This window comes from Streptomyces sp. R33, from assembly GCF_041200175.1.
Taxonomy (GTDB): domain Bacteria; phylum Actinomycetota; class Actinomycetes; order Streptomycetales; family Streptomycetaceae; genus Streptomyces; species Streptomyces katrae_B.
The window spans coordinates 2,110,215-2,123,924 of record NZ_CP165727.1; the positions used below are offsets into that span (position 1 = coordinate 2,110,215).

At 73.9% G+C, this 13,710-nt stretch carries 12 protein-coding genes; 2 read left to right on the top strand and 10 right to left on the bottom strand.

What is annotated here, in order from left to right; genetic code table 11:
- Positions 1–3: 3 nt before the first annotated feature.
- From AB5J51_RS09990 to AB5J51_RS10010, 5 genes are read right to left on the bottom strand one after another with little or no spacing between them, the layout of a single operon-like run.
- On the bottom strand, positions 4–2,019 hold the full coding sequence (locus tag AB5J51_RS09990) for a phage tail sheath subtilisin-like domain-containing protein (RefSeq protein ID WP_369777471.1): 2,016 nt from the start codon (positions 2,017–2,019) through the stop codon (positions 4–6).
- Positions 2,016–2,471 (bottom strand): phage tail protein, encoded by a 456-nt coding sequence (locus AB5J51_RS09995; protein WP_369777472.1) that lies wholly within the window; start codon positions 2,469–2,471, stop codon positions 2,016–2,018. Before AB5J51_RS09995 ends, AB5J51_RS09990 begins: the two co-directional genes overlap by 4 nt.
- 45 nt (positions 2,472–2,516) lie before the next feature.
- Positions 2,517–4,391, bottom strand: a complete 1,875-nt coding sequence (locus AB5J51_RS10000; protein ID WP_369777474.1) for a phage tail sheath family protein — start codon at positions 4,389–4,391, stop codon at positions 2,517–2,519.
- Positions 4,392–4,414: 23 nt separating this feature from the next.
- A complete protein-coding gene (locus tag AB5J51_RS10005; protein WP_369777475.1) occupies positions 4,415–5,329 on the bottom strand; it encodes a hypothetical protein in 915 nt (304 codons plus the stop codon).
- Positions 5,326–5,922, bottom strand: coding sequence for a DUF4255 domain-containing protein (locus AB5J51_RS10010; RefSeq protein WP_136224449.1), 597 nt, complete (start codon positions 5,920–5,922; stop codon positions 5,326–5,328). Before AB5J51_RS10010 ends, AB5J51_RS10005 begins: the two co-directional genes overlap by 4 nt.
- 133 nt (positions 5,923–6,055) lie before the next feature.
- Between AB5J51_RS10010 and AB5J51_RS10015 the strand changes: the two genes are divergently transcribed.
- A complete protein-coding gene (locus tag AB5J51_RS10015; RefSeq protein ID WP_369777476.1) occupies positions 6,056–6,778 on the top strand; it encodes a hypothetical protein in 723 nt (240 codons plus the stop codon).
- A 33-nt stretch (positions 6,779–6,811) separates the two neighbouring features.
- A complete protein-coding gene (locus tag AB5J51_RS10020) occupies positions 6,812–6,961 on the top strand; it encodes a hypothetical protein (protein ID WP_369777477.1) in 150 nt (49 codons plus the stop codon).
- Between the two features lie 40 nt (positions 6,962–7,001).
- On the opposite strand, the gene recQ is transcribed toward AB5J51_RS10020, so the two are convergent.
- The 5 genes from recQ to AB5J51_RS10045 form a co-directional block, all read right to left on the bottom strand.
- Entirely contained in the window at positions 7,002–8,996 is a 1,995-nt protein-coding gene (gene recQ, locus AB5J51_RS10025; RefSeq protein ID WP_136224450.1) for a DNA helicase RecQ, read from the bottom strand.
- Positions 8,997–9,055: 59 nt separating this feature from the next.
- The gene (locus tag AB5J51_RS10030; RefSeq protein ID WP_107093499.1) at positions 9,056–9,568 is read right to left on the bottom strand and encodes an O-acetyl-ADP-ribose deacetylase; all 513 of its coding nucleotides are present in this window, start codon (positions 9,566–9,568) and stop codon (positions 9,056–9,058) included.
- Complete coding sequence (locus AB5J51_RS10035; protein ID WP_053786644.1) at positions 9,568–10,986, bottom strand: NAD(P)/FAD-dependent oxidoreductase; 1,419 nt, start codon at positions 10,984–10,986, stop codon at positions 9,568–9,570. Before AB5J51_RS10035 ends, AB5J51_RS10030 begins: the two co-directional genes overlap by 1 nt.
- An 88-nt stretch (positions 10,987–11,074) precedes the next feature.
- The gene (locus AB5J51_RS10040) at positions 11,075–11,899 is read right to left on the bottom strand and encodes an inositol monophosphatase (protein WP_030292987.1); all 825 of its coding nucleotides are present in this window, start codon (positions 11,897–11,899) and stop codon (positions 11,075–11,077) included.
- 102 nt (positions 11,900–12,001) lie between these two features.
- Positions 12,002–13,501: an NCS1 family nucleobase:cation symporter-1 gene (locus tag AB5J51_RS10045; protein WP_053786684.1), complete on the bottom strand. Its 1,500-nt coding sequence runs from the start codon at positions 13,499–13,501 to the stop codon at positions 12,002–12,004.
- Positions 13,502–13,710 lie beyond the last annotated feature (209 nt).

Genomic DNA, 13,710 nt, shown 5'->3' on the forward strand with positions numbered 1-13,710 from the left:
ACCTCATGTCACCGCCACGGCGCCGTCGGCGTCCTGTGCGATCCGCAGGACGAGGTATTCCAGGGGGTGCGCGGGGGCCACGCCGATCTCGGCGACCAGCCGTCCGAGCCCTTGCGACCAGCCGGGGTTGAGGCGTTCGTCGCAGCGTACGAAGAAGGCCTCGTCCTCGCTGTCGCCTGCGAACGCCCCGTTCCGGTACAGGCCGCGCAGCAGCCGGACGACGGCTCCGCGCAGTTCCTCGCGCAGCTGCGGGGTGTGGGGTTCGAAGGCCAGCCCCTGCGCCTGCCGGTCCAGGACGAGCCGGAGCATGGTCATCAGCCGGCGCACGCTGAGCTGCACGTAGTCGGGGTCCCGGGAGAGGGTGCGGGCCGAGGCGAGCCGGTAGCCGTCGCGTTCGGCGCGGAACACGTCGATGCCGAGCGGGTGCAGCTCGTCGCAGTCGGCGTCGCCGAGCCGCTGCACCGCCGTCACGGCGCCGGCGGCGAGTGCGTTGGCCGGGCCCCAGGGCAGTCCGAGGCTCCGCTCGCGCGCGGCGATGATCCCGGCGGCGAACCCGGAGGGCGGGACCTGCACGGCCAGGCGGTCCGGGTCGTCGGGCTCGACGACGCCGAGCCAGGGGTGGTACGCGGCGGCGTACGAGCTGTCGAAGGCGGCGCGCCAGCGGGCGACGGCGCGGACGGGGAGACCCGGCGGCACGTCGAGGAGGGCGACGAACCGCCGTTGGCGCTCCGCGAGGGCGACGAGCCGCTGCTGGCGCCGGATGATCTCGGGCAGCTGGGCGGCACTGTCCAGGAGCAGGCCGCGCGGGCGCGCCGGGTGCAGGGTCATGGGGGCGGACGTCGGCGGGCAGGGCGCGAAGCGGGCTCCGACGTCCCGCGGCGGGGTCTCGGTGGTGGGGAGGGCCTCGCCGTACTGCCACAGCAGATCGGGTACGCAGAGCAGCCCGACCTCGGGGACGAGTGCCATCCGGTCCGTGCCGAAGGCCACGGGGGATCCGGGGTCCTCGACGCTCTCGGCGCCGCCGACGGGCAGCAGTTCGACGGGGACCGGCCCCTCGAAGCTGTCCGCGCCGATGCCCTCGTAGCGATCGGCGCCCGGGCGGACGGGGCGGGAGAGGGCGGAGCCGAGGAAGGCGTCCGGCGGGAGCAGTGCTGCGGGCCACGGCCCGTCGGGGGCCACCAGCAGGGATTCGGCGGCCAGTACGGAGGCGGCGTACCGGGGGTGCGCGGGGCCCAGCCCGAGCTCCGCGAACCGCTCCCGGCGGGGGTGGGCGGGGTCGCCGTCGGCCACGGTGACGGTGGCGGTGACGGGCTCGGCCTCGACGGTCGGCGGCCGGGCTCCGACCACGCCGCCGTCACCGCCCGGCGGCCGGTCCAGGACCGCGACCCGGCGGCGCTGCCCCGACGCGTCCTGGCGCTCGGCCAGTTCGAGGATGCGGAAGAACCTCCCGGCGGGCGGCAGCCCGGCGCCCCGTACGCGCAGTACGGAGCCGGCCGGCGGGGTGCGCCCCTCGGGCAGGGCCAGGTCCCGGCCGGTGACCGCGGCTTCGAACTGCCCGGCGCCGGTGAACTCCCAGCGCACCGAGAGCCGCCCGCCCCAGCTCCCCTCGTTCCGGGCGCGCAGCCCGATCTCGCAGGGCGTCGCGCTGCCGGGGCCGGCGCCGGGGGCGTCCGCGCGGGCCAGCGTGATCCGGTGCAGGGCGCAGGCCTCCTCGGCGGCGGGATGCGGAGCCCGCGGCAGCGGCGCCACCCGCAGGACGTGGGCCCGCACCCCGCCCTGCGCGAAGAAGGCCCGTACCGCGTGGGGCAGCAGCCCGGGCCCCTCGAAGCCGCCGAAGTACTGCTGGTAGTCGCTCCAGCGGGCGACGGCGACGGGCTCGTCGACGGGCCCGCGGGGTGCCACGCCGACGAACCCGGCGACGTCCAGCCGCACCGGCCGGAAGGAGGCCGCCGCCCGGCGCGCGTCGCGGTACACCCCGGGCGCCCCGAGGCGCAGTCCGGCGAATCCGGCGGGGCTCACAGGGACTGGAAGTCGATGCGCTCGGCGACGAGGTGGAGCTCCTCCATCGCGACCTCCCCGCCGCCCTTCCCCGTGAGGGTGGGGCCGACCCACTTCTTTGGCTGGGCGGCGCGCAGCACCCAGGCGCAGACCGGCCGGCGTCCCTCGTCGTGCAGGGTGACGGTGACGGTGCGGGCGTCGTACGCGCCCTCGCGGGTGGCCTTGATCCAGTTGAAGAGGCGCAGGTCGCCGATGATGCCGCGCTTGACGGTGACGTCGTTCGTCGTATTGGTGTTGGCGATCTTGCGGACGTGGTTCTCGGGGTCGTTGCCGTTGCGGTACTCGGAGAACTTCACCTCGTTGCCGGCTCCGCTGAAGTCGGAGAAGCCGCCGGCGATCTGGTCCTCGCCGGCGGTGTCGCCGAGTTTGACGAGGAAGTTGAAGGCTCCGTAGGGGTTGTTGCGCGTGGCCATGCGTGCTCTCCCGCTCTTCTGGGCCCGTCAGTGCCGGGGTCGGCGTCAGCTGCGCTGCGCGTCGGCCGTGAACTGTCCGATGCGGAACACGACGAACTCGGCGGGGTAGGTGGGTGCCACGCCGATCAGGCAGATCAGCCGCCCGTTGTCGAGGTCGTTCTGGGTCATGGTGGTGCGGTCGCAGCGGACGAAGAAGGCCTCCTCGGGCTTGGTGCCGATCAGGGCGCCGGTCCGCCAGACGGCGATCAGGAAGTCCTCGACGGTCTGCCGGACGGAGGCCCACAGCCGCTCGTTGTTCGGCTCGAACACCGCCCACTGGGTGGACTTCTCGATGGAGTGCTCCAGGTAGATGAAGAGCCGGCGCACGTTGACGTACTTCCACTCCGGGTCCGAACTCATCGTCCGGGCGCCCCACACGCGCCGGGCCCGGCCCTCGAAGAAGCGCAGGGCGTTGATGCCCTCCGGGTTGAGGACGGCCTGCCGGTCGTAGGTCACGTTCGCGGTGAAGTCGTTGACGCCGAGGAGGACTTCGTTGGCCGGGGCCTTGTGCACACCGCGCTCGACGTCGCTGCGGGCGTAGATGCCGGCGACGTACCCGCAGGGCGGTACCTCCAGGACCGGCGACGGTGCGCCCGGGTCGGGACGGCGGCTCGGGTCGGTGATCCGGACCCAGGGGTAGTAGAGGGCGGCGTACTTGGTGTCGAACTGGGCGCGGAACCGGCGCACTTCGGAGATCGAGCTGTCGCGGGGCGGGTCGACGATCGCCATCCGGTAGCGCAGCCGCTCGCAGTGTCCGATGAGGAGGTCCACCGCGGTCTTCTGGGCGTCGGCCTTCAGGCTGACGGTGTCCGGGAGGGCGACGATGGCGATGTCGTCGATCTCGGCGAGGGCACCGAGCCCGCGCGCGGGGTCGGTGAGGCTGTCCGGGTTGGCCTCCTTGCCGCCCAGGTCCTGCGCCGAAAGCTCGAGCCCGTCGCCGCCCTGGGTCAGGTGGGCGCCGGGCTGCCCGAGGGTGAGGAGGGCGGCGAGCCGGGCGCCGGGGGTCGGCGGGGGCGCTCCGGGCGCGGGCTGCACGGTGTCCAGCCAGACGAGGGAGAACTCGTCGGCCGGGTCGGCGGCCTGGAGTACGTGGCCCACCGAGCGCGGGTGCCGGTCGTCGAGCTCCAGCTCGTTGTAGACGTCGACGCGGTCGTCCAGGCGTACGGTGACGGCGAGCGTCAGGTGGAAGGCGGCGGTTCCGGCGGCGACGGGCTCGAACTCGCTGCGTCCCTTCAGGTACCCGAGGACTCCGTCGGCGCGCCGGATGACGGTCCTGACCTTGTCGGGCACCGGCGGTGTGTCGTCGGCGGGGGACGGCACCGTCCCGCCGCTCAGCTGGACGACCTCCACGGCGGCGCCCTGCTGCACGCCGGTGAGCCGGGGCGCTCCGTCGCTGCCGGCGACGAGGATGTTCTTGCCGCGCCGGAAGGTCACCGTGACGGAGATCCTGGCGCCTGCCGAGCCCGGCCAGCGGGCCCGCCAGTACAGCAGTGGGGTGCCCTGTGCGGGGACGGCCAGGGAGGCGAAGTTGGCGTCGACGGCGGGGGGTGCGTCCTCGGCGGCGCTCGTACGGACGAAGGGGAAGACCCGGGACACGTAGAGCCTGCGCCCACCGTTGGCGAAGAAGGCGCGGGCGGCGAGGGCGAGTTGGCAGTCGTCTTCGCCGATCTTCAGCCCGCCGAAGGCCCGTTCGTACTCGGTGAAGCTGGTGACCAGCGCCGGCCCGGGCAGCACGGTGGGACCGCCCGGCAGGATGTACGGGACGGGGCCGTAGGCGGTGCGCCCCGCCATGGCGAACGTGCTGGTCGGCACGCCCTCGACGGACCGTGAGCGGAAGCTGGTCTCCTCGACGTAGACGCCGGGGGTCAGGTACTCGGGCATGTACGGGTCTCCTCGGTCACGGGTCAGGCGGGGGTGTGCGGCAGGTCGGCGGCGCGGACCACCCGGCCGACGGTGAGGGTGCGGACGGTGTCCGCGGCGGCGGTGCGGTACCCGGCGGGGCGGGTGGTGCCGCGGAGCACCTCGTTGTCGAGGTCCTGCGGGCGGGGCGGGTTGGCACTGCGGACGACGGGCTCGGCGACGAGTCCGGCCAGCGCATCGGCCGGCGGACCGGCCGCCGGATCCGTGCCGGGGTCGGCCGGCGGGTCCGGGGCGTGCGTGCGCAGCGCGACGGCGAACCGGGAGGGCGCCGGGTACGTGAGCACGCCGACCCCGTCGATCAGCAGCAGCACCTGGCCGTGCTCGTCCCCGTGGGCCCAGCCGAGCGGGACGCCCCCGGGCCCGAAGGCGTCCACCCGCGGCCAGCGCACGGGGGTCCCGCCGGGGTCCGGGCGGGTGACGCGGAACCGCAGCCCGGTCGTGCCCTCCGGTACGGGGTAGCCGGGGCCGGGCAGCAGCCAGGGGACCAGCAGCCGGGCGTCGGCGCGGACATGGGGTGCGGTGGGCGGCTGCTCGTCGGAGCCGGAGAGTTCGGCCCGGGTCCACAGTGGTACGGCGAAACGGCGCGGTATCCAGCGGCGCGCGGGGTCGTCGACGCGTACGGTGACGGCGGCGGGAAGGCTGCCCGCGGTGGCGTGGCGCAGCACGAATCCGGTGGCGCCGTGCCCTTCGAGCGGCCGGACGAGGTCCTCCCCGCGCTGTCGGCGCCCGGGGGCGGGGTGGTCCTCGTACCCCACGCGCAGTCCCGGCCCGGCGGCGGCGCGGCTCCTGGCGTCGAGCGGCCGGACGGCCAGCGCGAGCCGGTGCAGTACGTCGACCCGGCCCGCCTCCACGGTGATCCGCCGGTCCGGCCCGCCGGAACCGCCGGTTCCCGGCGTCATCGGAGCGGCTCCGGCGCCGTCCCGGCGGTGACGACGGTGACCTCGCCCGCGGCGGTCCCGGCCGGCCCGTCGATCCGGATGACCCGGGCGACGTACGGCAGACAGAGCCGGTAGTCGGTGGTCATCGCCTGGAAGGCCTCGCTCATCGAGTCCATCGCCAGTTCGTCGGGGACGATCTGCACCGAGTCCCCGGCCAGCCAGTCCCCGCTCGGGTGCAGCAGCGGCCCGGTCAGCAGGCCCTCGCTCTCCAGGACCCGGGCGACCAGCCCCAGCCATTCGAGCTCCGCCTCCACGAACTGGTCCCAGGCGGCGATCATCAGGTGCATCCGCAACGGCAGCCGGGGCAGCCCGTCCTGGGCCGCCATCGCCGCCAGCGCGGGCCGGGTCTCGCGGTCGATGCTCAGCCGGTAGCAGTAGACGGACACCGCCGGGTTGCGGATGACGGAGCCCGGGGTGTCCACCTTGTCGAAGTCGACGGGCCCGGCGAGGACGGCCTCCGGGCGGCGCCCCGCGGGGATCTCCTCGGCGAAGCGCCGGTTGAGCAGCGCGACGACGCTGCGCCCCACGGCGGCGAGTGCCCGGTATCCAGCCATGGGCCGATGCTGCGGCCCCTCCCGTCACGGGGGCGTTGCGCGGGCCGGCGGCGGCGATGGCCGGGCGACGAACCGGTGACACCGCCCGGCCCACACTCGGGTGCGCCTGCCCCCTCACCCAGGAGAGCCCACCATGAGCAGCACCGCGCACCACCCCCCGACCGGCACCGGCGGCTGCGATCCCGGCGCGATCGACGAACTCGCCTGCGTCGCCGCGGGCATCCAGCGCCGGGCCGAGGTCACCCAGGAACACCTGCCCCAGCTGCGGGAGTTCCAGGAGAAGTTCAACAGCGCCCGGACCCAGTACACGACGGCCCGGCTGGCCGCGAAGACCGATCTGGACGAGGCGGCGGCGACGCTCGGCAAGGTCCGTGAGCAGATCCGCTGCCGGGTCACCCACGAGCAGCGCCACTGTCTGCAGCAGGCCGTCGACAAGGTCTTCGACGACATCCGCAGGTGCCAGGGCGGCTGGGGCTGCTGCGTGGACGACTGCGGGTGCGAGTTCGACGACACGGTCGGGCGGGACGACACGGTCGCGACGCTCTCGGCACGCATCGCCCGGTACACGGCGGACACCCTGAAGGCCGCGGCCTGCTTCACCGCCCTGGACGGCGAGCTGACGGCGCTGCCCGAACGCGCCGCGAAGATCAGGACCGAGGCGGCCCAGCTGCTGGCGGACGTCTGCGACGCGGTCCTGGGCAAGGACGTCGTACGCCTCTACGCGCGCCTGCTGGTGCTGCTGCGCCGCATCACGGAGGCGTGGCGGGGCTTCGAGACGGTCTCCGAGTTCGTCGACTGCCTGTGCCGGGCGCTGCTGTGCGTGCTCAAGGGCTGGCAGGCGATCGCCGTACTGTAGGGCGCCCGCGCCGAGCTCGTCTGCAAGGAGGAGATGCGCAGGAAGGCGTGCGAGCGCAAGCAGAGGGAGACGGTCGAGGAGGTGATGGCGGAGTACGCGCGCCTGTGCCCCCCGTGCCCCGCGCACGCCGAGGAGGCCGAGGACGAGGACCCGGACGAGGACGGCACCGCCGACGCGGCGTGATCCTCAGACCGGCTCCCCCTCCCGCGGCCTGCGGCTCGGGCTACTCCCAGTCGTCCCAGGGCGGGTCCGTCTCGTCGAAGTCGAAGGGCGGTTCCTCGTCGGCGTGCGGGGCTGCGGGCTCCGGCGCTGCCGCCCGGGGCGGGGGCGGGGACGACGGGGCCGCGGTGGCACCGCTCTCGGCCAGGGTGTCGAGGATCCCCTCGGCGTACTTGGCGAGCTTCGCCTCGCCCACGCCGCTGATCGTGCCCAGCTCCTCGGCGGTGGCGGGCAGCCGGGTCGCGATCTCCCGCAGCGTCGCGTCGTGGAAGACCACGTACGCCGGCACGCCCTGCTCCTTCGCCGTCGCGCCCCGCCAGGCGCGCAGGGCCTCGAAGACCGGCACGGCCGCCGCCGGCAGGTCGACCGGGACCCGCCCGGCCTTCCCGGAGCCGGAGCCCGAGCCGGAGGACTTGCGGGACGCCGCGGCCGGCGCCGCCTCCTTGCGCATCGGCACGCTGCGGCGGCCGCCCAGCACCTCGCCGCTGGCGTCCGTGAGCACCAGCGTCCCGTAGTCCCCCTCGACCGCCAGCAGCCCCGAGGCCAGCAGCTGGCGTACGACACCGCGCCATTCCGCCGTGCTCATATCCGCCCCCACCCCGAAGACCGACAGGCCGTCGTGGTCGAACTGGATGACCTTGGCCGTCTTCTTGCCCTGGAGGATGTCGATGATCTGACCGGCACCGAACTTCTGCCGGCGCTCCTTGGCCAGCCGCCACACCGTGGACAGCAGCTTCTGCGCCGCGACCGTGCCGTCCCAGGACTCGGCCGGCGTCAGGCACGTGTCGCAGTTCCCGCACGGCCCGGCCGCCGCCTGCCCGAAGTACGCCAGCAGCCGCACCCGGCGGCACTCGACCGTCTCGCAGAGCGCGAGCATCGCGTCGAGGTGCGCGGCCAGCGAGCGGCGGTGCGTCTCGTCTCCCTCGGAGCCCTCGATCATCTTGCGCTGCTGCACCACGTCCTGGAGGCCGTACGCGAGCCAGGCCGTGGCCGGCTCGCCGTCACGGCCGGCGCGGCCGGTCTCCTGGTAGTAGCCCTCGACCGACTTGGGCAGGTCCAGGTGGGCCACGAAGCGCACGTCCGGCTTGTCGATGCCCATGCCGAACGCGATCGTGGCCACCACCACGACGCCGTCCTCCCGCAGGAAGCGCGCCTGGTTCGCCGCGCGCGTACGGGCGTCCATGCCCGCGTGGTACGCGACCGCGTCGATGCCGTTCTCCACCAGGAACGCGGCCGTCTTCTCCACGGAGGCGCGCGAGAGGCAGTAGACGACCCCGGCGTCCCCGTCGTGCTCGGAGCGGATCAGCTCCAGCAGCTGCCGCGTCGGGTTGTTCTTGGGAGCGATCCGGTACTGGATGTTCGGCCGGTCGAAGCTGGCCACGAAGTGCCGGGCGTCCCCCTCCGCCAGGCCCAGCCGGGCCGCGATCTCGGCGTGCGTGGCCTCGGTCGCCGTCGCGGTCAGCGCGATCCGCGGCACCTTGGGCCAGCGCTCGTGCAGCATGGACAGCGCGAGGTAGTCGGGCCGGAAGTCGTGGCCCCACTGGGCGACGCAGTGCGCCTCGTCGATCGCGAAGAGGGACACCGTGCCCCGGTCGAGCAGCCGCTGCGTGCCCTCGGTCCGCAGCCGCTCGGGGGCCAGGTAGAGGAGGTCCAGCTCGCCGGCGAGGAAGGCCTGCTCGACGGCCTGCCGCTCGTACGGGTCCTGCGTCGAGTTGAGGAACCCTGCCCGCACCCCGAGGGCGGTCAGGGCGTCCACCTGGTCCTGCATGAGCGCGATCAGCGGCGAGATCACCACGCCCGTACCGGCTCTGACCAGCGCCGGGATCTGGTAGCAGAGCGATTTGCCGCCGCCGGTCGGCATCAGCACCAGCGCGTCGCCACCACCGGCCACGTGCTCGATGATCTGCTGCTGCTCACCGCGGAAGGAGTCGTATCCGAAGACGCGGTGCAGCACCTGCAGGGCATCGGGGGTCTCGGTGGGCGCGTCGACAAGGCTCATCCCAGAAGCCTAGCGACCTCCACCGACACCCCCGGCCACTTCCGCCGGAGGAAGCCCGCCTACCCCAGGGCCGCCTCGAAAGTCGCGTACGCCTTCTCGTCGAAGAGGACGAAGCGGACCTCCTCCACGGGCGGCGCCGCGGCTGCGCGGGCCGTTTCCACTGCGATCCGGGCGCCGTCGTCCATCGGCCAGCCGAAGATGCCGGTCGAGATCGCCGGGAAGGCGACCGTACGGGCGCCCAGCTCGGCCGCGACCCGCAGGGACTCGCGGTAGCAGGAGACCAGCAGCTCCGAGCGGTCCTCCTCCCGGGACCAGACCGGGCCCACCGTGTGGATCACCCAGTCGGCCGGGAGCCGGCCCGCCGTCGTGGCCACGGCCCGGCCCGTCGGGAGGCCCTTGCCGTACTGGGAGGCGCGCAGCGCCCGGCACGCGTCCAGGATCTCCGGGCCGCCACGCCGGTGGATGGCGCCGTCCACGCCCCCGCCGCCGAGCAACGAGGAGTTCGCCGCGTTGACGATCGCGTCCGCGTGCTCGGCGGTGATGTCGCCCTGGACGAGGGTGATGCGCACCATCAGGAGGCCTTTCGCAGGTGGCGCCACACCGCCTTGGCCGCGTTGTGCCCGGACATGCCGTGCACGCCGGGGCCGGGCGGGGTCGCCGAGGAGCAGAGGAAGACGGCCGGGTGGGCCGTCGTGTACGGGAACAGGGACAGCTTGGGCCGCAGCAGCAGCTGGATCCCGGAGGCGGCGCCGCAGGCGATGTCTCCGCCGATGTAGTTGGGGTTGCGGGCGGCCAGTTCCGGCGGGCCGGCGGTGGCGCGGGCCAGCACCAGGTCGCGGAAGCCGGGGGCGAAGCGCTCGATCTGGCGCTCCACGGCGTCGGTGAGGTTGCCGCCCCAGCCCGCGGGGACGTGCCCGTACGCCCAGAACACGTGCTTGCCCTCGGGCGCCCGGCCGGGGTCGGCCAGGCTGGGCTGGGCGGTGATCAGGAAGGGGTTGCGGGGGGCGCGCCCGCCCGTGGCGAGCTGGAGGGCGGCGTCGATGTCGCGGGCGCGCGGGCCGATCTGGACGGTGCCGGCCCGGCGCGGCGCCTCGGCGGTCCAGGGCACGGGCCCGGACAGGGCGTAGTCGATCTTGAAGACGCCGGCGCCGTACCGGTAGCCGTCGTACACGCGCCCCAGCCGGGCGATCCGGGCGAGCGCGGTCGGCGAGGTGTCGAAGACGTACGCCCGGGCCGGCGGCAGGTCGTCGAGGCGTTTGACCTCGAAGCCGGTGTGGATCGTGCCGCCGAGGTCGCGCAGGTATCCGGCGAGGGCGTCCGGGACCGCCTGCGAGCCGCCGCGCGGCATCGGCCAGCCGTTGGCGTGTGCGGCCAGGGCGAAGACCAGGCCGACGGCGCTCGTGGCGATCCCGCCCAGCGGGGCGATGACGTGCGCGACGAGCCCGGCGAGCAGCGCCCGCGCCCGCTCGTCCTGGAAGCGGTTCAGCAGCCAGGTGGAGGGCGGCAGTCCGGCGAGCCCGAAGCGGGCCAGGGTGACGGGGTCCCGGGGCAGGGCGGTCGAGGGCAGGGACATGAAGTCCCGGGCGAGGGTGTCCCACTTGCCGAGGAACGGCTGCACCAGCCGCCGGTACGTGCCCGCATCGCGCGGCCCGAAGGAGGCCGCCGTCTCGGAGACGGAGCGGGAGAGCACGGCTGCCGTGCCGTCGTCGAACGGGTGCGCCATGGGCAGCGGGGCGTGCAGCCACTCCAGGCCGTACCGCTTCAGCGGCATGGTGGCGAACACCGGCGAGCCGATGCCGAGCGGGTGCACGGCCGAGCAGGGGTCGTGCCGGAAGCCCGGGAGGGTGAGCTCCTCGGTACGGGCCCCGCCGCCGACCGTCTCCGCGGCCTCGAACACGGCCACCGAGAAGCCGCGCCGGGCCAGCTCGACGGCGGCCGTCAGCCCGTTGGGCCCCGCCCCCACCACGACCGCATCGAGAATCGACGGCACCTTGAGACTCCTTCGTCCGGCGGCGGCTGCGCCTCCAGGATATTCGGCCCGTCCACCAGGGCCCCGGCCGCGGCCCGGTCGGACCGTGCTACGCCCCGCGCAGCAGGTCGCGGATCCGTGCGGTCGTGGCCTCGTCGCGCCCCACGGCGAACGGCAGCTCGTTGTCCCGGTCCACCCGGAAGGGGACCCCGGCGACGGTGCTCTGCGCGCCGCCCGCCTCGGCGACCAGCAACAGGCCGGCCGCGTGGTCCCACGCCGAGGGCCAGGTGAAGGCGAGGCCGTCCATCTCGCCGCGGGCCACCTTCAGGTACTCCAGACCGGCGGAGCCGCAGGGCCGGGCGGCGACCCCGGGCACGTCGAGGCGGGCCAGGGTCCGCTTGTCCTGGTCGGAGGTGTACAGCGGGTGGGCCATGGCGACGCGCAGCGCGGCGCCCGGCTCCGGCGAACCGCTGTGGATCCGCTCGCCGTTGACGTACGCGCCCTGCCCGCGCACGGCGGTCGCCAGCTCGTCCAGCGCCGGGGCGAAGGTCCAGGAGGCGAGGATCTCCCCGCGGTGGGCCAGGGCCACCAGGGTGCAGAAGGCCGGGTCGCCGGCGACGAACTGCCGGGTGCCGTCGACGGGGTCGACGATCCAGACCGGCGCGTCGGCGCGCAGCGCCCCGTACACGGTCGGGTCGGCGTGCACGGCCTCCTCGCCGACCACGGCGGAGCCGGGCAGCAGGTGCGTCAGCGAGGCCGTGAGGTGCTCCTCGGCCTTGCGGTCGGCGACGGTCACCAGGTCGTGCGGACCGCTCTTCTGGTCCACCTCGTGCTCGGCGAGCTGCCGGAATCTCGGCATGATCTCGACCGCCGCCGCCTTGCGGACCGCTTCTTCCACTGCGGACAGGTCTTGGGCCAGGAACTCTTCGATCATGCCCCCATCACACCACGCCCGGCTGACAAACCCCACCGACAATCGGCGTCCGCCGGCTGGACTCCAGGTGGACTCGGGGTGCCACGGGCAAGGGGCGGGGCGTCAGCGGTCGGGGTGTTCCCTGGGCATGAGGGCCGTGTACAGGAGGAGGGACGAGGCCACGCCCACCGCCCAGCCGTAGTCCGCGAGCGGCTTCAGGAGGGGGATCAGGCCTTCCTCGGGGAAGGGTCCCTTGCCGGGGGCGGAGTGGGAACCGCCGATGGCCAGCACCCCGCCGACCGCGAAGGCCGCCAGCGCCCGGAAGTTCCAGCCGCCCGTGTACCAGTACGGGCCGCCCTCCCGGTACAGGTCGGGCAGCGCGAGCCGGGTGCGCCGCACGATCCAGTAGTCCGCGATGAGGATGCCGGCGACCGTGCCGAGCAGGCCGCCGACCAGGCCGAGCCAGGTGAAGATGTACAGCTCGGGGGTGGAGGTCAGCTTCCACGGCATGATCAGTACGCCGACCACGCCCGTGATCAGCGCACCCCTGCGGAAGTTGATCACGCGGGGGGCCAGGTTGGCCAGGTCGTACGCCGGGGAGACGACGTTGGCCGCGATGTTCACCGAGATCGTCGCCACGAGCACCGTGACCAGGGCGTACAGCAGCCCGAAGGTGCTGTCCGCCTTGGCGACCAGCTCCACCGGGTCCCAGATCGGGGTCCCGTACACCGCCTCCGAGCCGGAGGTGACGAATACCGACAGCAGTGCGAAGAGGGTCATCGTCGTCGGCAGCCCCAGCGTCTGTCCGAGGATCTGGGAGCGCTGGCCGGCACCGAAGCGGGTGAAGTCCGGGATGTTGAGCGAGAGCGTGGACCAGAAGGCGATCATCCCCATCAGCGACGGGAAGAAGACCGGCCAGAAGTCCTCGCCCCAGCCGAGCTTGGACGGCTGGTCGAGCAGCTCGCCGAACCCGCCCGCCTTCACACCGATCCACACCAGCAGCACGAGCGCGCCGACGATGACGAAGGGCGCGGCCCAGTTCTCGAAGCGCCGCAGGGTCTCCATCCCGCGGTAGATGATCGCGAGTTCGAGGGCCCAGAAGAGGATGAAGCACAGCCACAGCGGCCAGGGCTGCCCGGCGATCTTCTCCGCCTCCGACCAGCCCCCGAAGATCTCGCCGAGCAGGACGTAGATCCCCGACCCGCCGATCCAGGTCTGGATCCCGAACCAGGCGCAGGCCACGGCGGCCCGGATCAGCGCGGCCAGATTGGCCCCGCGCACCCCGAACGAGGCCCGGGCCAGCACCGGGAACGGGATCCCGTACTTGGGGCCGGCGTGCCCGGTCAGCAGCATCGGGACCAGCACGATGAGGTTGGCCAGCGCGATGGTGAAGACGGCCTGCTTCCAGTCCATCCCCAGGGCCACCAGCCCGGAGGCGAGCAGCCAGGAGGGGATGTTGTGCGCCATGCCGACCCACAGGGCCGTGAAGTTGTACGTCGTCCAGCGCCTGGCCTCGACGGGTACGGGCAGCAGGTCGGGATTGGCGAAGCGGCCGTCGGAGGGGACCTCGCCGGGAGCGAGCTCGACGCGGTCCGCGGTGTCGCCGCTCGTGTGGTCCGGCATGTGCGCACGCCCCTTCAGGTCGGTGGGGATCCGGGTCACGCGCCCCGCGGTGGCTGTAGTCATACCCCCTGCGGGGCTTGATGTATTCGGGCCCGTGCGCCCTCGAGTGTGGCCCATGCGGGTCCACCTGCCGCGTTTTGGCACGCCGCTCTCGTCGAGGACGCAGCGCACGGAGGTGATCGTGACCGGACGGGACGCGGCGCGCGCCG